This is a genomic window from Vibrio aestuarianus (assembly GCF_028858425.1).
Classification (GTDB): domain Bacteria; phylum Pseudomonadota; class Gammaproteobacteria; order Enterobacterales; family Vibrionaceae; genus Vibrio; species Vibrio aestuarianus.
Genome location: NZ_JAKNYQ010000001.1, coordinates 1483222 through 1502203 on the forward strand (window position 1 = coordinate 1483222; position 18982 = coordinate 1502203).

Genomic DNA, 18982 nt, shown 5'->3' on the forward strand with positions numbered 1-18982 from the left:
GGACAAAATGAATACACAAGAAATAAATCGTGCCGTGTTCGATTACACGACATTTCTTGGTGCTTCGTGTAATAAAAAATGGACTTTTATTGAAGCGATGACGTCATTTGCGCCGATCTTTGGGATGATGTGGAAAGACAGCATTAAAGAATTATCGACTCCAGAAGATCGCTTGTGGGAAATGGCACTAAAATCGTTGTCACCACGTCGTAGTGATGAATCTAATCTCATTTCATTAGTGAAACTTGCGAAGCTAGAAGGGATCGATGAGCTAACTTTAGTGATGCCATATCCATTAGACTCGGAGCAGATTCAGGCGATTGAGAGTAAAAGCAAAACACTCATTCGAACGACCAAACCAGATGAGTTTGTCATTACGCTATAGATAGTATATGTCTACATATAATAACGGGGCGTATAGCCCCGTTGTCTTAAATACCAGCCTATCGACCTAGTCAATTAAGCCATATTGCGTACTTAAAATATCAATGATCTCTTGTTTTGGATTTTTGCTAAGTTCGACAGGGCGACCAATGATCTTTTCCGCAATTCCTAAGTATGTTTTTGAAATGTCCATCAGTGCTTCCAAAGGTAAAGCATTATCACGAGCGAGTGCCTCACGCTCAGTCATTCTTTCTTTATTAAGTAAGATATCGGGATCAGGAAAATAGTTAAGTAAGAATTGACGGAAACCTTCTTTGGAATTTTCAACGATTTCCCCATGCTGGTAAGCATTATTATCCCAAATACGAGATGAATCTGGCGTACCGACTTCATCCATATAAATCAGCTTTTCAACACCGTTGGTATCAGCCACGTAACCAAACTCAAATTTAGTATCAACGAATATTTGATCCACCTTTGCAAGTGCTTGACTTATAACGCCAAAACCTTCCTTCAGTAGTTTCTCATAAAGTGCAATATCGTCAGCGCTGTTGAAGTTGAAGGCAGAAAAATTTTCTTCAATGTTGCGGCGGGTTATGTTTACATCGTCAGCTTCAGGTACGCCCGGTATGCCTTTTAAAATGCCTTTTGTTGATGGTGTAATTAGCATTTCAGGTAGGGCTTTATCTTTTTGTAGCCCTTCCGGAAGCTGAATACCACAGAATTCACGCTCGCCTTTCTCATACGCACGCCACATTGAACCAGTAATGTATTGGCGGCAAATAGCCTCAATTTTTACTGGTTTGGCTTTTTGAACAATCCACACGAAAGGGTGAGGGATATCTAGGATATGGCTATCAGCTAAGCCATTATCTTTAAACAATTTAAACCAATGGTTTGATATCGCATTCAATGCTGCACCTTTACCGGGAACACCTTTGATGTCACCTTCAGCGTGCCAAATATAATCAAAGGCCGATATTCTGTCGCTAATGACCATAATTGCCAAAGGGGCATCTGGTGCGACGTTGTATCCTTTTTCTTGAATTAAACGGCGGCTGTCTTCTGCCGTTAGCCAATAAACGGAGCGGACTTTACCACTGTGAACAGGTTGGTGAGTGCGAATTGGGAGGTCGTCATTGACGGCAAGAACTTGATCAGCGAGGCTCATTTAGACATTCCTATCTTTTTCAAACGTCATACAGAGAAGATATCTCTAGCATAAAGCAGGTATGGATATCGATTAACTGTGCGCATCATACCAGAACTATTGCTCGCTGCCAGATAAATAGCAATCGTTTGCTTTTTATCTGGCTACTTTATTGAATTTTGAGTTTATAGAAAGAAATAAAGGAGAAAAATAATGAAAAAAACCTTCCCAGAGGGAAGGCAAAAGACAGTGTATAAACGTTGATCTTAATTAATGGAATTGTGGATGTCTGCCTTCAACGAAAAACACTTCACATTGATGTTCTGCCGCCAACTGTTTCAATAATGCTTGGTTAACCGTTTCGATGCCGTTTGAGGCGATAACGGCGCTAGCATTACCTGATCGAATTGCTTTAATCACAATCTCTAACTCAGATAGAGATTGAGAAGGTTTCATATGAATTACTCTATCGCAATGTATGTTAAAGGAAGCAAATTGTTGATATTGAGGACGAGGGCATTCAGCGGTAAATAAGATCCACTGTTGTTGCTGTTGAGACAGTCCAGCCAATGTTGACATCATGTTCTCTACAGTACCCTTTTGCGGACGTGAAGAAGTATACCGATGATGTCTAACTAGAGTGTGTGATCTAAAATTTGCTTGAAACATAATACTGTCCTTATACACATGCTGTATGTGTATACAGTATTTTAAGAGGTTGGTTTGATCAAGTTATTTTTGTTGTTTTTATCAGCAAAAAAGATCGATTTAATTATGGTTTTTGTTTTAATTTATTGATTTAGTTTGAGTTTTTTGAAAATTTTGGCTGTTTAAAAAAACAACGACATTACAGGTTTTGTGATCTAGATAGACTAAGGATGACCGTAGTAATACCTGTATATCCATCAGTTACGCGGGATTGAAGTTCGATAGCTTACGTGGATAAATCAAAAAAGCGCCAAAAGGCGCCTTTCTGTCGAACATATATGACTTTACTGTGAAAGTGACTGTCGTTCTCTTACTGCTTGTTCTGCAATATTAAATTGTCTTACGTCCATTCTTGCAAACTCATTACAGTTTTCACATGAGTTGTGCGATTTCCCATCAATATAGTTGTGTTTAGTTAGTAGCTTTGGTTGTTTACACCAATCGCAGATACCTTCAATCGTAAACATTTTATCTCCCCACCTAGACTATTTAGGTGCAATTCTCACGCGAGATTATCCCATATTAAAAACAGATAAGTTAACTATTTGTTACTAAAATTGAGATGGGGATCGATTGCATTACCTTTATTTTATTAGGGTGAAGGTTATCTATGAAACATCCAGAAATAAAATTTACTTTTTATTAACACTGCACAGGATGATTTTTAACGCAGCATTCAAACGTTTCATTTCATCTTGAGAACCTTTTAGATCAGGATGATAGATTTTTGAAAGTTGTTTATAACGGAGCTTAATGGCTTTTTCATCGGGAAGAGCCGAGGGTTTGAATCCAAATAGCGTACATGCCAGCAACAGTTTTTGATCTTGAGATTGGTTTGCATGCAGCTGTTGCAGTCTTTTGAGTTCTCTAAATAGGGTTTCTAATTGTCTCTTTTGTTGTTTGATGACGAAAGCTTGGGATTGATTGTCTTTTTGTAATTTATTGTTTGCTTGATTCTTATTTTCGCGGTGTCTTTTAATCAAAAATCGATAGATGTACCAAGTGACTAAGCAGATGATCGCTAGCACAATCAATGATAAGTAATCAGCCATGATATCGGCTTGCGGTTTTGTTGTTGATGCTGAACTTATTGATGCTTCTTCTTCAGAAGTGGTGGTGAATGCACTATTTAGTTGTTCAATAGATGAAATTTGTTTGGCTCGTTGTTTATTAAATTTTTCCTCGAGCACTCGAGCATAACCTTCTTCAGCTTGAGTATTTTCGGCTGCCGCAGCATGGTACCAAATTTCTGAAAGTTCAAGTGGCGATGGGGATGATGGCAGTGTTTCATACAGCTGAGCAAGTCGCAGTTGAGCATCAATGTTGCCAGTGGTTGCCAGATCGGTTAGCCAGAAAATAGCTTGGGAGGTACTTTGGGTCGTTCCTAAACCTTTGAGATAGGCATCGGCCAATTTGAGTTTAGCCAGAGGGTGATCATTATGCGCCGCTTGTTGATACCAATAAAAAGCATTGTCCAGATTTTTCACAACACCATTGCCTTGTTGGTAACTCAAGGCTAACTGATATTGTGCATTCGGGTTCTGCTGCTGTGCTTGAGCGGTCAGTTCTGTCAATGAATCAGCCATAACAAATGAAGAGATTAATAGGCATAAACTCAGGACAAATCTCAAATTATCACCTTCAAGTTACGGGTTATGGCTATACACACTTTAGTTGAATTGCATCAGATAAACAGAACATCAACAAGTATTTCTGATTATTTGAGTCTCTTGGGGACTGGAGCGCCATCTATAGGGCGACTCACCGATATCTTGCGACCTTTTTTGAGCCCCGTTTCGTAGTCTGCGGTGATATTTTTCATCGCATCTCTAAGTTGCTGTTTGAAGGTTTCGCGATCAATGTTCTTGAATTCTTTGTCGATGTAATTATTGATTTTATTATTCGATTCATCATCAGCGGTAATGGTTGGCAGCTTTTCGAGAGCTCCTTCTATCCAACCCGATACAAACGAATTGACGCGACGAGTGACCTCTGTGTTAGACGTGCCACTGCCTGCAAAACTATTTCTAAATTGACCTGTGTGCTCATTCATTTCACGATAAATGATGTCAAAAGCAAAAGCGGCAAAAATAGCGCGATCAGCCTCACCAATAAACTCGACACGCTTAAGACCTTTATGGTTCAGCAGTACCGCTTCAACGCCAAACTTGGTGTTAATACCACGAATGACACGTAGCAATGAAGAGCCAATAGAAGTAGGCAATAAGTGAGTGGATTGGGTTTTGCCCATCTTGATAAATTCAATATCATCTTTATCAAGTCCATACTTGAGCATGAGGCGGTGAGCCATTTTGATGGCATTAGCCGCTTCATTCACATTAGCGGAATTACCAAGCTCAAGGCATTTAGCGATTTTCTTTAAGGCTTTTTGTTTATCCATCAATTTGCAAATACAGTGCTTCAACTTTTAGAAAAGTTCGGCATTTTAGCGGTTTTAAGTAGGAAGTGAAAGCCAAGCAGAAGTCGCTGCCTAGTTTTAGGCAGCGAGAGTAGCGATTAAAGGGCGTTAAATCCCCAGTTCATCAAGTAAGTCAGTGGTAATATCTGTATTACTATTTTGTTGTTCGTCGCGTTTTGCTTTCTCTGAAAGTTTTTGTTGAGTCGCTTCTAAAATGGAATCAGGGCTTTCATCTTCTTGGATCTCAAACTCTTCAAGTTGGATAAACTCTGTTTTATCCATCGCTAACTCAAGATAGAAAATATTGTTATTTTCTGTCGAGAAGGTTACTCGGCGGGCTTGAGGTCGGTCTAAATTCGTATCAACAGACAAAATAACCTGTTTATTTAACGACAGCATTTTGGGTTGGTTTTGAGTGATGTTAGTTTGCAGTTCTTTACGGATTTTGTTGGTGAAATCACCCACGAGTTGGTTCATCAATTCACCAAGCACGTCACCCACTTCATCGGAAGTGTGTAATACCGCAAGTTCTTCCTCTGGCATCCCCATATTGCGCATATAGCTGGTGTATATTTCTAATGCTGCTTTAGCTGTAAAGTTAATCACCACCAGTCCAGAGAACCCCCCATCAAACAGTACAAAACAACCGAAATCAGGCTTTAGTGATGTCTTGTTGATTTTTTGCACCATGGCTGAGTAGGCGACATTGGTTGCTGTCGCTGAGCTGAGTACGCCCGATACAGATTGGCAAAGTTTCAACAAGATGTCTTCGGTCGTAACAATTTTATTTTTTTTCATTCTTATATCCGTAATGTGCAATGGCTTAAAAAAGGCTGATATTGAATCCAATAAGAAAAATGCAACCCATAGATCCATTCTTGCATTGAGATTCTGATTTGATCACCTTTTTAAATGTTGTAAAGTGACGAAATTCAAAGATTAATATCAAATTAACCATTAACCCACAGCTGATTGGATCAGCGCAGTAGGGGCAGGAAGCAAATGTTACCAAGACTTCACCACCAATTAGACGTCGATCCCGTTGTTTTGAGCTTTTTACAACAACTCAAAGCAGAGGGGTTTAGCGGCGATATTGAATCACAATACTCTAGTCGACTCGCCGTTGCTACTGACAACAGCGTTTACCAGCAATTACCTCAAGCGGTGGTCCACCCAAAATCGACGCATGATGTATCTCTTATAGGTAAGATTAGTTCAAAACCTGAATTTGAGAGAGTCACATTTTCACCGCGCGGTGGTGGTACGGGGACCAACGGCCAATCGTTAACGAAAGGCGTTGTGGTTGATTTGTCTCGCCATATGAACCAAGTTATTGAAATTAATGCAGAAGAAGGATGGGTACGTGTTCAAGCTGGTGTTGTGAAAGATCAGCTTAATGATGCGGTACGCCCTTATGGCTATTTTTTCTCGCCCGACCTTTCAACCAGTAATCGCGCTACATTGGGTGGCATGATTAATACTGATGCTTCTGGGCAAGGGTCGTTGAAATATGGCAAAACCTCAGACCATGTGCTGTCGTTACAAGCGGTATTTGCCGATGGATCACAGCTTGAGTCTGATATGTCACTTGGTATGGCTGAACAAGGTTCATTTGCAGAGCAAGCGTTACAAGTGACCGAAGCGGTGTGCCGTGAAAAGCGGGCGCAAATTGTTGCGAAATTCCCAGCACTTAACCGTTTTCTGACCGGTTATGATCTCAAAAATGCCATTGATGAAGAAAGTGATTCGTTTAACCTGACCCGTGTATTGTGTGGTGCAGAAGGATCTCTGGCATTTATTACCGAAGCCACGCTAAACCTAACCCCTATCCCTAAAGCACGTACGTTAGTCAATGTGAAGTACAACACTTTTGATTCAGCACTGCGTAATGCTCCTTTGATGGTCGAAGCCAAAGCGTTATCGGTTGAAACGGTTGATTCAAAAGTACTGAACCTGGCCAAGCAAGACATCGTTTGGCACAGTGTTAGTGACTTGCTCGCAGATGTCCCAGGCAAGGAGATGCAAGGCATCAACATGGTTGAATTTGCAGGGCAAGATGAACAAGAGGTTTCGGAGCAAGTTCAAGCACTAACAGCGCGCCTTGAGAAAATGCTTACCAATCAAGAAGCTGGCATTATTGGCTACCAAGTGTGTAGTGATTTAGCTAGCATCAACCGTATCTATAACATGCGTAAAAAAGCGGTTGGCTTATTGGGCGCGGCAAAAGGCCGAGCAAAACCAGTCGCATTCGCCGAAGACACGTGTGTACCGCCAGAAAACTTAGCAGACTTTATTGCTGAATTTCGAACCTTACTTGATAGCAAATCGCTCAGTTATGGCATGTTTGGTCATGTGGATGCAGGAGTTCTTCACGTTCGACCAGCATTAGATTTGTGTGACCCCCAACAAGAACTGATGATGCATGAAGTGTCGGATGAAGTCGTCAAGCTTGTCGCGAAATATGGCGGTTTGATGTGGGGTGAGCATGGCAAAGGTTATCGCTCACAATACGGTCCTGAATTTTTTGGTGAGGAACTGTTTACTGAATTGCGACGAGTCAAAGCGGCGTTTGACCCACACAATAAGATGAACCCCGGCAAAATATGTACTCCTCTCGATACTAATTTTGAATTAGTGAAAGTGACGGATACTAAACGTGGGTACTTTGATCGCCAAATCGATGTTCAAGTTCGTGACAGTTTCAAGCAAGCGATGGAGTGTAACGGAAACGGTCTCTGTTTTAATTATGATACTAGCTCTCCGATGTGCCCATCGATGAAAGTCACCGCTGATCGTCGTCAATCACCAAAAGGTCGAGCAGGGTTAGTCCGGGAATGGTTACGCCAATTAACGGAGCAAGGTGTTGATATTCTTGATCTTGAAAAACAAGTGCTAGAATCGTCACCTACCATCAAAACAATGATTGAGCGTGTTCGTAATTCATTAAATAAACGTCATCAATACGATTTTTCTCACGAAGTTTATGAAGCGATGAATGGCTGCTTGGCATGTAAAGCATGTGCTAGTCAGTGTCCAATCAAAGTGGATGTACCGAGTTTTCGTTCGCGTTTCCTCAATATTTACTATTCACGCTATCAACGCCCAGCAAAAGATTACTTGGTTGCAAATATTGAAAGCATGTTGCCGTTAATGGCGAAGGTACCACGAGTGGTAAATACTGCGCTTTCACAAAAGTGGGTGCAAAGTTTGACTGCATCAACGGTTGGGTATGTCGATGCACCGCTGTTGTCTGTGCCAACTTTGGCAAAACGTGTGGCTGGCCATAGCGTTGATTTTAACTTGCAGCGTTTGGCTGGATTATCTCAACAAGATCGCGATCAACATGTGATTGTGGTGCAAGATCCATTTACAAGCTATTACGATGCAGACGTGGTTGAAGATTTTATCCAATTACTGATCAAATTGGGCAAAAATCCAATTCTGTTGCCGTTTAAACCTAACGGTAAAGCACAACATATTAAAGGTTTCTTAAAACAGTTCACCTCAACGGCGCAAAATACCGCGGCATTTTTATCACAAGTGGCTGATCTTAATATTGCGATGGTCGGTGTTGACCCGGCTCTAGTGCTCTGTTATCGCGATGAGTACAACGAGATTCTGGGCGATAAGCGTGGTGATTTTGATGTATTGACCGTGCATGAATGGTTGTTGCCTCGTTTGGCCGAGTTTAATGCTAGTGAAGCTTTAGATACCGAGGCTTGGTATTTGTTTGCTCATTGTACCGAGAAAACAAAATTGCCTAATGCAGAAAAAGAGTGGGGGATGATTTTTACTCACTTTGGCGCAAAACTTCATACCGTACCTGTCGGTTGTTGTGGTATGGCTGGAACCTTTGGTCATGAACTCGATAAACTTGAAATGTCCAAAGATATTTATGGTTTAAGTTGGCAACCAAGTTTAGAAAAATTGCCGAAGGAGCGCTGTTTGATCACTGGTTATTCGTGTCGTAGCCAAGTTAAACGCTTCGAACACTTTAAACCAAAGCATCCTCTACAAGCGTTGTTAGCCTTGGTGTAAATTATCCGAGTGTTGGTTAAGCAAATAGCCCAGTTTGTGACTGGGCTTTTTTCTAGATTTTATGGCTATACTTGGAGTTGCAGTAAGATTGAGAGAGTAAACGATGGATAAATTAGAACTTAAGATTCCACCAGTCGCGGTGTTTATCGTAGCACTGGTGTTGATGAATCGTCTTTCCCACCTCTTTGTTTTTGCCAGTATTACATTGCCTTTACCTGCGGTGGTATTTGCGATTTGCTTCGTGCTTTCCGGCATTGTCGGCTTGTGGGGCATTCATGAATTTCGCAAAGTGCAAACGACGGTTAATCCAACTAAGCCGGAAAACGCATCATGTGTTGTTGATAGTGGAATCTATCGTTACTCACGCAATCCTATGTATTTAGGGTTGCTTTTACTACTTTTTGCTACGGCTTATTGGCAACAAAACATACTAAGTTTTGCCATTATCTTTTTGTTTGTGTGGTTTATGAATCGGTTACAGATCCTCCCAGAAGAACGGGTTTTGGAGAGACTGTTTGGTGAGGAGTATGTGGATTATAAACAGCGAGTGAGACGCTGGATTTAAAAGCCCCGCCAAGTTGGCAGGGCTATGGGTATGTATGGTTGTTATGCAGCTGCAGAAAACTTAGCTAGAAACATCTCTTTGCGTTCATTGAAGCGGTTAACCAAATCATCAACGGCATCTTGATCGTAAGGCTTGAGGCCACTTGCCACCATGCGTTTTACGCCTTTACCGACAACTTCGCCTTCCTCTTTAAAGACAAAATTCAGGGTAACTACGCCACGTTTACCATCCACATCAAAGGATGCACCGGAAAACGACACTTCAGGATGAGTTAGATCTAAGCGGTTAAATTCCACTTCCATGCTTTCATAAATAACCAATGGACGTTGGCAGTTGATCATCATCTGCGCTTCTTCCATTAGTGGAACCATGATGTGTGGGAAGTTCATGCCTGAGAATTGAACGTAATTAGTGACCACATGCTCGATAAAGGCCGTATCATGACTAACTTGGCCTTCACGGTTCATATGCAAGTATTCTTTACCACTCGTATCAACGACTGCACTTTCTTTATCACACTTATTTTCAATATGCAGTGCTATGCCGTCGTTCACCATGCCAGAAAAATTAAAACGCATTTTTTGGCTGATGCCTTCTTTTTGCAACAGCACTGCAAAGAGAAGATCGCCTGGCACACAGAAGCGCTTGCTATCTTCGTCGTGAATCGGATTGAAATCGCCCGCCACTTTTTTTGCAAAATGGCTCGCTTGTTGGCGAGTGAATTGGAATTGCTTGTCTTGATGTGAAAAATAAGGAGTCAGAAACATAATTTACGCTTTCTAGCCAAAACTGCGTTGGATTATAAGCGAAGAAAGCTGGATGAATGGTCTATCCAGTGAGATGAGCCTCACCTTTTGTGAGGCTCAGGTCGATGTTTAAAAGCTAGGTAGTAGCATGTCGGGCATTAAGTGGTTATGAACGGCCAGCTTGAGTAGCGTATTGGCCTGTTCAATATCCGGTGAGAAGTAACGGTCTTTATCGTAAAACGGTACTTTCTCGCGCAGGATTTGTTTGGCTTCTTCGACTCGTGTTGATGATTTGTTGGGTGCTCTGAAATCTAGCCCTTGAGCTGCTGAAAGGTATTCAACGGCCAAAATTCCCCGTGTATTTTCGCTCATATCACGTAAACGGCGGCCAGCAAAAGTGGCCATGGATACGTGATCTTCTTGATTAGCTGAGGTTGGTAAGCTATCAACCGATGCCGGATGGGCAAGGGTTTTGTTTTCACTGGCAAGCGCTGCTGCTGTAACTTGCGCAATCATGAAACCGGAGTTGACGCCGCCATTATCGACTAAAAATGGAGGCAGCTTACTGAGTGCACTGTCAATCAAAAGTGCCATACGTCGTTCAGATAAGCTGCCGATTTCGGCAATCGCGAGTGCTAAGTTATCCGCAGCCATAGCAACAGGCTCTGCGTGGAAGTTGCCGCCAGAGATAATGTCACCGTCATCGGCAAAGACTAATGGATTGTCTGAAACCGCATTGGCTTCAACTTGCAAAATTTCAGCAGAATTGCGAATTTGTTGTAAGCAAGCACCCATAACTTGCGGTTGGCAGCGCAGTGAATAAGGGTCTTGTACTTTTTCACACGCGGTGTGTGAATCGCCAATTTCACTACTAATATCCAGCATATGTCGATAGGCTGTAGCTGCGTCCATTTGGCTACGATGACCACGAACACGATGAATGCGTGGGTCGAATGGTCGACGGCTGCCTAGCGCCGCTTCAACTGACATGGCACCACACACGGTTGCTGATGCAAATAAATCTTCAGCAGCAAACAACCCTTCTAGTGCAAAAGCGGTAGAGGCTTGCGTGCCATTTAATAAAGCCAGTCCCTCTTTTGGTGCGAGGGTAATGGGTTCTAAACCTGCAATTTTTAATGCTTCTAAACCGGAAATTACCTCACCGTTGTGGCGTGCTTGACCTTCGCCCAGTAACACGGTGCTCATGTGTGCCAGTGGTGCAAGGTCGCCCGAAGCACCCACGGAACCTTTCTGTGGTACACAAGGGTAGACTTGGCTATTTACCAGCTCCATCAATGCGTTAATCACTGCAAGGCGAATGCCTGAAAAGCCCCGAGATAAGCTGTTGATTTTTAATATCATCATCAAACGAACGGTTTCATCCGACATGAATTTACCGATACCAGCTGCGTGTGAAAGGACAATGCTTCTTTGCAGAGTTTCCAGATCTTCAGGTGCGATTTTGGTATTGGCGAGCAGGCCAAAGCCGGTGTTGATGCCGTAAACGGTACGGTTTTCGGCGATAACTTGCTCAACCACTCGAGTGCTGGCTTCAATATCTGGTATAGCACTTGGATCAAGCGATACCACAACCGGTGAACGACTGATTTGGCGCAATTGTTTTAGGCTTAGTTGCCCTGGTTTAATAACAAGATTCAACATTTTCATGGTCCTTACTTCAGTTGCGCAAGCTCTTGGTTAAGCATCGGTAGATCCAGTTTTTGTTCTTTAGCACAACGTTTCGCAATGTCATAACCCGCGTCAGCATGGCGCATCACGCCAGTTGCAGGGTCGTTGTGTAGTACGCGAGCAATACGTTGTGATGCATCGTCACTTCCATCGCAACAAATAACCATGCCAGAGTGTTGAGAAAAGCCCATCCCGACACCGCCACCATGATGTAAAGAGACCCATGTCGCACCGCCTGCGGTGTTGAGTAATGCATTGAGCAGTGGCCAATCGGAGACGGCGTCTGACCCATCCAGCATGCCTTCGGTTTCGCGGTTCGGGCTCGCGACTGAACCTGAATCTAAGTGGTCGCGACCAATAACAATTGGTGCTTTGAGTTCGCCATTTTTAACCATTTCGTTAAAAGCTTGACCGAGACGTTGACGATCTTTCAAACCAACCCAGCAGATACGAGCAGGGAGACCTTGGAAGTGAATCCGCTCACGTGCCATATCTAACCAGTTATGTAGATGAGGGTTGTCAGGGATCAACTCTTTGACTTTTTGATCGGTTTTATAAATATCTTCTGGGTCGCCAGAAAGCGCGGCCCAGCGGAATGGCCCAATCCCTTCACAGAATAATGGGCGAATGTAAGCAGGGACAAAACCAGGGAAATCGAACGCGTTTTCAACGCCTTCTTCTAATGCCATTTGGCGGATATTATTACCGTAATCAAGAGTTGCAGCGCCACGTTGTTGCAAGGTAAGCATTGCTCGAACTTGGATCGCCATTGATTGCTTGGCCGCTTTTACCACTTTGGCTTCATCTTCTAAACGAGTTTGAGAGGCGAGTTCCATGCTCCAGCCGAGTGGTAAATAGCCGTTTAGCGGATCGTGTGCTGATGTTTGGTCAGTAACCACATCTGGGGTGATATTGCGTTCGACTAACTGCGGGAAAACGTCCGCCGCATTACCGAGCAAGCCAACAGAAATCGGCGTGTCTGATTGCGCAATCATTGTTAAAGCTTCATCTATGCTGGTGGCTTTTTTGTCGACATAACCAGTGCGAAGACGATAGTCGATACGTGACTCATCGCACTCAACAGCAATCATTGAAAAGCCCGCCATGGTGGCAGCTAGCGGTTGTGCGCCACCCATTCCACCCAGACCACCGGTTAATACCCAGCGGCCTTTCGCATTACCAGCAAAGTGTTTTTTGGCAACTGCGACAAAGGTTTCATAGGTTCCTTGAACAATGCCTTGTGAGCCGATGTAAATCCACGAACCTGCGGTCATCTGGCCGTACATCATTAACCCTTGTTTATCGAGCTCATTAAAATGTTCCCAATTTGCCCAGTGTGGTACTAGGTTAGAGTTCGCAATTAACACCCGAGGCGCATTCTTATGGGTAGGGAATACGCCCACGGGTTTACCGGATTGAACCAGCAAGGTTTGGTCTTCCTCCAGACGTTCTAGCACTTCTACAATTTTATCAAAACATGCCCAATCACGAGCTGCTCGGCCAATGCCACCGTAAACGACGAGCGCATGTGGGTGTTCGGCCACATCAGGATCTAAGTTATTCATCAGCATGCGAAGCGGCGCTTCGGTTAGCCATGATTTAGCGCGCAGTGTGGTGCCATGCGGCGCACGAATAGTACGTGTGGTATCCAGACGTTGACCTTGAGAGTGGTGCTGCGTCATGTTGAGACTCCTTGTGTTTGGTTCCATTGGCTATTGTTGTTATGTTGCCAAGTGTAGGGTTGTTCAAAAAAGTTAATCGTTGGTCATCGCGTTGGCGATGTCCCAGCACAGCCGTGCGGCAAGGCGTGCAGTTTGGTTGTCGACATCAAATTGAGGGTTGTACTCAGCGATATCGGCAATCAGCAATTTGTTTTTGTGATAGAGAATTTTATCGAGATAAGGGGCCAGCGCGTCATAACTGACACCGCGAGCTGCTGGGGCACTGACCCCTGGCGCGGTAGCCGCGGGGAAAACGTCTAAATCAATGGTGAGGTAAAGATAATCACATCGGTTGATAAAATGCTGTAATTCACGGAGGTGATCAATTGGGCTTAATGTCGAAAATTGAGAGTCTTCCATATACAAAACCCCCAGTTCTTGAGCTCGTTGAAACAGCGCTGGAGTATTACTGGCACGACTCACACCTAAGCAGGCGTAGTTAAAATCCCAACCCTGCTGCTGACAAAATGAGTGAATTTGATTGAAGGGTGTGCCTGAACTTGGTTTTATCTCTGCCGTGTCTGATTCAAACACGCGTAAATCAAAATGTGCATCGAAGTTGATGATGCCGATTGTCGGTTGTTTTGTTTGGTTGTGTTTAAAATGTCGAGCAAGGCCCTGAAAACTTGCCCACGCCACTTCATGTCCCCCGCCTAGCACTATGACGGGCATATGATTGAGTGCTTTAGCAATGATATCCGCACAACTTGTTTGAGCCTGTTCAAGTTCGTCCCCTTCGCAGCGAATATTACCTAAATCGTAAAATGTTGATTTTTTATGCCACGCTAAATTAGCTAACGCTTGTCTGATTAGGTTCGGAGCATGTTGAGCTCCAATACGTCCTTTATTACGCGCAACGCCAGCATCGCATTCAAGACCGACGACAGCAACGGCGTGATGACGTTCAATATGTAGTGCTTGAAGTTCATCGACTTGGCAGCGATGAGCCCGATGATGTACACGAGTGCCTAACTCGCCATCTTCCACATCATCACGACCTTGCCAGTTAAAGCTATGTTGGGCGCTAGGTAAATTTGGGTTAGTCATGAGTGAGTTCTCCGTCAACTACGCGAGCATATAAACGAGGAATACCCACTTGATAACTTAAATCAGCAGGGTGGGTTATGTTCCAAATGGCTAAATCGGCGTCATACCCTGTTGCGATGACCCCCCGCGACTGCGCAAAACCGAGTGCTTGCGCTGCATGCTGAGTCACACCACGTAATGCTTCCTCTGGGGTTAAATTGAAGAGAGTACAGGCCATGTTCATCATCAATGTAAGGTCTGCAAATGGTGAAGTGCCAGGGTTTATGTCGGTGGCAATCGCCATGGGAATAGTATGTTTACGCAGTAACTCTATTGGTGGGCTTTGGGTTTCACGCAAGAAGTAAAATGCGCCGGGTAGCAATGTTGCTACCGTATTGGATTGCGCCAACGCTTTTACGCCTTGCTCATCCAAGTATTCGATATGATCTGCGGATAAACCCTGATAATGCGCCGTTAAAGCGGTTCCACCTGAATTTGATAGTTGCTCGGTATGGCCTTTAACCTGTAAACCATGTTTGATTGCTGCTTGGAAGACCTTCTCTGTTTGCGAGAGATTAAAGGCGATCGATTCGCAAAACACATCGACACTGCTTGCTAGCTTTTGTTCAGCAACTTGCGGGATGATTGTTTGGCAAATATGGTCGATATAGTCATCGGCGCGGTTTTGAAATTCTGGTGGAATGGCGTGGGCAGCGAGTAGCGTGGTGACGACTTTAATGTGGCGATGGCTTTCCAGCATCTTAGCTGCTTTGAGCATTTTTATTTCATCATCAAGCGTTAAACCGTAGCCGGATTTGATCTCTACAGAGGTGACTCCTGATCGGATGAGCCCCTCTAAACGAGGCAGAGCAAGCTCAACCAACTCTTCAACCGAAGCCGCTCTTGTCGCGTTGACGGTTGATAAAATACCGCCACCTTGTTTTGCGATCTCTTGATAGGGAATACCTTGCAAGCGCATTTCAAACTCATTGGCACGGTTACCGGCATAGATCAGATGCGTATGACAATCGATCAACCCCGGAGTTACTAGCTTGTCTTGGCAATCAATAATAGGGCAGTCATAGTTAGGATAGATAGGTTCGTTAGCACTGAGCAGAGAGTGAATTTTTCCTGCTTGAATATAAATGGTTTGAGGCGCACTGGGCCGGTAGCCTTGTTTACCCTTTTCCATGCTGACAACTCGAGCATTAGTCAGTATCAAATCCATGGTTGCTCTCACTTTCTCTATGCAAGTTTACAAATGCTTAAATGTATATACAAATAAATAAGGCAAAAAGGCAGCTTGTGCAAGAGTAATGTTGCGGAACTGTGATCAAATGATGGAATGTTAAACTTTAGCTGAGCAGTACTTTAGAGGTTAATTTGTACTTAGAACCTGGGTGATAAAGCAGTGCAGAGCTGACTAACTTATCGCCACTCCATGTTCTTCGATTTAACAGCAAGCAAGGCTCATTGCTTGTTAACTGTAATAATTGCTTAGTATGAGAATCGGGGATAATCGCTTCTACTGTATGCTCAATGGCACTTAACGGGCAGTTTTGCGATAAATACTGATTAGGAGTGATTAAAGAGAAATTTTGCTCAAGGTAGTGAGGTGCATAGCGGCAATTGACCCAACGCACCTCTAGCTGTAAGGGTGATTTATTCGCAAAATGTATGATTTCACTATAAAAAACTTGCGATCCAAGCATGACGCCAAGTTTGGTCGCTACATTTTCGTCGGCGGCTAATGCTATTTGTTTGAGCACTTTGCTGTGGTAATTTTTCCCGCGGCTAATCACTTCATCAGCGATGTTGCGGATATCCAGCAGCGGTGATTCTGCTTTCTCTTCAGGGGCGCAAACAAATGTACCGAGCCTAGGCCGGCGTTGTAGTTTGCCATCAGAAACCAAGTCTCTAATCGCTTTATTGACGGTCATTCGACTGACATTAAATTGTTCAGTCAGTTCTAACTCAGTACTAATACGATGACCTACCGGCCAGTGACCCGTTTCTATATTATCTAAAATAAACTGTTTTATTTGTTTATATAATGGTGAGGCTGACATCGGTATTATCGGTTTTAATTGAATATACAAATAATTAATGAAGTGACTGAAAAATGCAATGTTTAGATACTGTCGATGCGTGATGTTACCACTCATCTCACATCAATAAACTTATTTGGGCTTTGGTGAATAACCCCTTAGAATGTTTTTGTTTGATAAATTAGAGAAAATATAAATGACTATACCCACTGAAATGACTTTTTTCGCGCGTTTCGAAGCGGATATTTTGGCAAAAAAGAAAGTAATCACCATTCGAGATGAAAGTGAGAGCCACTATCAGGCTGGTTCGATCGTAGATGTGAGCACGTTGGAAGAAGGGAAGTGGTTTTGTCGACTGAAAATTGACGCGGTAGAGCCTATTTTATTCAGTGAACTGAGTGAGTTTCACGCTGCGCAAGAAAATATGAGCCTGGAAACGCTCAAGCAAGTTATCCAAGATATTTATCCTGGGATAGAGCAGTTGTATGTGATTCATTACCAACTGGTGGAAAGCGATGCCAGACACAAATAGCACGACTTAAAAGTAAAGATATGCGTTACCTAGTTTAGAAACAGCAACGCCAATCAAAGCGATTGGCGTTGTATTCCGATAGAGATACGATTAATCGCGTTTCCATAGGATATGGCAAAACTTTTTGTCTGGGTCGCGGCTGACGAGCATTCTTGCGAACACATCATCTAGCACATCGTCTTGTTCATTAACAAGGCCGATCAATACTTCCGCGTAATCTTCCTTATCAACGTCGAAACCCACGTGTTGAACCCAATCATCGCCTACATCAACTAACTCGGCAGCTCCGCGCTCTTCGAACTGCATGGTAAATAGAATTACATCTGCTGGTTCTAAGTTGTCAGGAGCCATCTCAAGGAAGATGTCATAGGCAGCGTCGATCGCGTCGTCGTAAGAAATTAAATCAGACATTATTATGCTCGGCTCATGTATTTGCGTTCAGCAGTGTTCACAATTATGCGATCACCCGTTGCTACGTATTCTGGTACTTGAACAACTAGGCCAGTGCTTAGTCGTGCAGGTTTCGTACGTGCTGATGCAGAAGCACCCTTAATAGAAGGGTCAGTCTCTTCAATTACAAGTTCTACTGATGAAGGTACATCTAGCGCAACCGCTGAACCGTCTACAACGACGACGAACATACCTTGAATTTCTTCAGTGATGAACAGTAGTTCGTCTGCGATCTCGTCTTTCTTGAACGTGAACTGAGTATAATCTTCATTGTCCATGAAAATGTACTCGTCACCGTCAACATAAGAAAACGATACAGCGCGACGGTTCATATCTACGGTATCAACAAAATCGTCAGCTTTTAGACGTTCATCAACACGAGCACCAGTGTTTAAATCAGTACAACGCAACTTGTAGATTTTAGAACCGCCACGACCACCTGGAGTAGTCACTTCGATATCTTTGATGAGTAGTGTTTTACCACCAGAAACGATGGCAAAACCTTTCTTTAATTCATTCGCCTTTGGCATGGAATTTTTCCTTCATACTTAATTTCGGCGCATTATACCTTGCAGCTCTAGAAAAGGAATATCTTGATTGATCGGTTTGCATGGTAGAACATGATGTGCGTGTTCCATTTCTCTATTAATTAACGTTTTTTGTTATGTATTTATCGGTTATTGACCCTAAACAAGCTTTTCAAACTGAATACCAAGCGGCGATTGATGATCTCATCAGGTTTCTTCGTGCGGGTTTGGGAGACAATCTGCACAGTGTTTATTTGTATGGCAGTGTGGCGAGAAAAACAGCACGTTATGGTCGCTCAAATTTAGACGTTGTGGTGGTCACACACGCGGATTTCCCCGAAACTCGAACCACGTTACTCAACACCATTAAATGGCGTTTCCAAAAGAGTTTTCCACACATAACGGAAGTGTCGATAAAAACGGCGTTAGTATCGGAGGTTGCCTCGCTCGATAGTATTTTTACGTGGGGCTTTATGCTTCGCCACTGCTGTGTTTGTGTTTGGGGGGATGACTTAGCTGAGTGCTTTGGTGATTTTGAACCCAGTTGGGAGATTGCCAAGCATTGGAATATGGATGTTGAAGATTGGGTGCTTTTTTACCGCGATAAAATCGCCAAAGCCAATTCTGCCAGTGAGCAGAGCAAAGCACAGATTGTGATTGCTAAAAAGCTATTGCGAGCAAGTTATTCACTGGTGATGTATCGTGATAAAGGTTGGTTTGATGACCCGATTGAATGTGGCCAACAATTTCTTCGTTATCACCCAGAAAAGGAAGTTGAAATCGATAGGCTCGGTATTTTGTTATCTGGGCGGCCGATTGCCAAACGTTCGGTGATCGGTATTTTAGATTCCTATGGTCACTGGCTTGTAAAGCAGTACAAAAAAACAGAATTTCGGATTGGCTGATCGTGCGCTGGTACCATCGTATTAGCGCATGATAAATGATGACGTTGGTAGTACTTAGATATTTCGTTGCTAGC

General features: G+C 43.3%; 19 protein-coding genes. 5 read left to right on the forward strand and 14 right to left on the reverse strand.

Going from position 1 to position 18982, the window contains the following annotated elements:
* Positions 1 to 7 precede the first annotated feature (7 nt).
* The gene (locus MCT08_RS07035) at positions 8 to 385 is read left to right on the forward strand and encodes a hypothetical protein (protein ID WP_053309337.1); all 378 of its coding nucleotides are present in this window, start codon (positions 8 to 10) and stop codon (positions 383 to 385) included.
* A 66-nt stretch (positions 386 to 451) separates the two neighbouring features.
* Here MCT08_RS07035 and MCT08_RS07040 read toward each other — a convergent pair whose 3' ends face one another.
* From MCT08_RS07040 to MCT08_RS07065, 6 genes are all read right to left on the reverse strand, one after another.
* A complete protein-coding gene (locus MCT08_RS07040; protein WP_274678115.1) occupies positions 452 to 1555 on the reverse strand; it encodes a phosphoribosylaminoimidazolesuccinocarboxamide synthase in 1104 nt (367 codons plus the stop codon).
* A gap of 249 nt (positions 1556 to 1804) precedes the next feature.
* The gene (locus MCT08_RS07045) at positions 1805 to 2203 is read right to left on the reverse strand and encodes a hypothetical protein (RefSeq protein ID WP_053309339.1); all 399 of its coding nucleotides are present in this window, start codon (positions 2201 to 2203) and stop codon (positions 1805 to 1807) included.
* 323 nt (positions 2204 to 2526) lie between these two features.
* A complete protein-coding gene (locus tag MCT08_RS07050; RefSeq protein ID WP_080996297.1) occupies positions 2527 to 2709 on the reverse strand; it encodes a hypothetical protein in 183 nt (60 codons plus the stop codon).
* A 165-nt stretch (positions 2710 to 2874) separates the two neighbouring features.
* Positions 2875 to 3828 carry a J domain-containing protein gene (locus MCT08_RS07055; RefSeq protein WP_053309340.1) on the reverse strand — a complete coding sequence of 318 codons (954 nt, stop codon included), beginning with the start codon at positions 3826 to 3828 and terminating at the stop codon, positions 2875 to 2877.
* Positions 3829 to 3959: 131 nt separating this feature from the next.
* Entirely contained in the window at positions 3960 to 4643 is a 684-nt protein-coding gene (locus tag MCT08_RS07060) for a DUF2786 domain-containing protein (RefSeq protein WP_053309341.1), read from the reverse strand.
* A gap of 126 nt (positions 4644 to 4769) precedes the next feature.
* A complete protein-coding gene (locus tag MCT08_RS07065; RefSeq protein ID WP_053309342.1) occupies positions 4770 to 5459 on the reverse strand; it encodes a DUF3334 family protein in 690 nt (229 codons plus the stop codon).
* A 204-nt stretch (positions 5460 to 5663) separates the two neighbouring features.
* Between MCT08_RS07065 and ydiJ the strand changes: the two genes are divergently transcribed.
* Together ydiJ and MCT08_RS07075 are read left to right on the forward strand one after the other, a co-directional pair.
* A complete protein-coding gene (gene ydiJ, locus MCT08_RS07070; RefSeq protein ID WP_274678116.1) occupies positions 5664 to 8699 on the forward strand; it encodes a D-2-hydroxyglutarate dehydrogenase YdiJ in 3036 nt (1011 codons plus the stop codon).
* Positions 8700 to 8802: 103 nt separating this feature from the next.
* On the forward strand, positions 8803 to 9264 hold the full coding sequence (locus MCT08_RS07075; protein ID WP_274678117.1) for a methyltransferase family protein: 462 nt from the start codon (positions 8803 to 8805) through the stop codon (positions 9262 to 9264).
* Between the two features lie 41 nt (positions 9265 to 9305).
* On the opposite strand, the gene MCT08_RS07080 is transcribed toward MCT08_RS07075, so the two are convergent.
* The 6 genes from MCT08_RS07080 to hutC all read right to left on the reverse strand — a co-directional run bounded on the left by MCT08_RS07080 (position 9306) and on the right by hutC (position 16515).
* Positions 9306 to 10031 (reverse strand): DUF3581 domain-containing protein, encoded by a 726-nt coding sequence (locus tag MCT08_RS07080; protein ID WP_274678118.1) that lies wholly within the window; start codon positions 10029 to 10031, stop codon positions 9306 to 9308.
* A gap of 108 nt (positions 10032 to 10139) precedes the next feature.
* The gene (hutH, locus tag MCT08_RS07085; protein WP_053309346.1) at positions 10140 to 11672 is read right to left on the reverse strand and encodes a histidine ammonia-lyase; all 1533 of its coding nucleotides are present in this window, start codon (positions 11670 to 11672) and stop codon (positions 10140 to 10142) included.
* Between the two features lie 11 nt (positions 11673 to 11683).
* Positions 11684 to 13381, reverse strand: coding sequence for a urocanate hydratase (gene hutU, locus MCT08_RS07090; RefSeq protein WP_274678119.1), 1698 nt, complete (start codon positions 13379 to 13381; stop codon positions 11684 to 11686).
* Between the two features lie 72 nt (positions 13382 to 13453).
* Positions 13454 to 14467: a formimidoylglutamase gene (gene hutG, locus MCT08_RS07095; protein ID WP_274678120.1), complete on the reverse strand. Its 1014-nt coding sequence runs from the start codon at positions 14465 to 14467 to the stop codon at positions 13454 to 13456.
* The gene (gene hutI, locus MCT08_RS07100) at positions 14460 to 15674 is read right to left on the reverse strand and encodes an imidazolonepropionase (protein WP_274678121.1); all 1215 of its coding nucleotides are present in this window, start codon (positions 15672 to 15674) and stop codon (positions 14460 to 14462) included. The genes hutG and hutI overlap by 8 nt, the downstream gene beginning before the upstream one ends.
* 127 nt (positions 15675 to 15801) lie before the next feature.
* On the reverse strand, positions 15802 to 16515 hold the full coding sequence (hutC, locus tag MCT08_RS07105; RefSeq protein WP_168786824.1) for a histidine utilization transcriptional repressor HutC: 714 nt from the start codon (positions 16513 to 16515) through the stop codon (positions 15802 to 15804).
* A gap of 175 nt (positions 16516 to 16690) precedes the next feature.
* Here hutC and yqfB point away from each other — a divergent pair, with 175 nt between their 5' ends.
* Positions 16691 to 17026, forward strand: a complete 336-nt coding sequence (yqfB, locus tag MCT08_RS07110; protein WP_053309350.1) for a N(4)-acetylcytidine aminohydrolase — start codon at positions 16691 to 16693, stop codon at positions 17024 to 17026.
* A 90-nt stretch (positions 17027 to 17116) separates the two neighbouring features.
* Here yqfB and MCT08_RS07115 read toward each other — a convergent pair whose 3' ends face one another.
* Positions 17117 to 17437, reverse strand: coding sequence for an HI1450 family dsDNA-mimic protein (locus MCT08_RS07115; protein WP_053309351.1), 321 nt, complete (start codon positions 17435 to 17437; stop codon positions 17117 to 17119).
* A gap of 2 nt (positions 17438 to 17439) precedes the next feature.
* The gene (gene yeiP / locus MCT08_RS07120; protein ID WP_168521802.1) at positions 17440 to 18006 is read right to left on the reverse strand and encodes an elongation factor P-like protein YeiP; all 567 of its coding nucleotides are present in this window, start codon (positions 18004 to 18006) and stop codon (positions 17440 to 17442) included.
* A 134-nt stretch (positions 18007 to 18140) separates the two neighbouring features.
* Between yeiP and MCT08_RS07125 the strand changes: the two genes are divergently transcribed.
* The gene (locus tag MCT08_RS07125) at positions 18141 to 18908 is read left to right on the forward strand and encodes a nucleotidyltransferase domain-containing protein (protein WP_274678122.1); all 768 of its coding nucleotides are present in this window, start codon (positions 18141 to 18143) and stop codon (positions 18906 to 18908) included.
* The last annotated feature ends 74 nt before the right edge of the window (positions 18909 to 18982 follow it).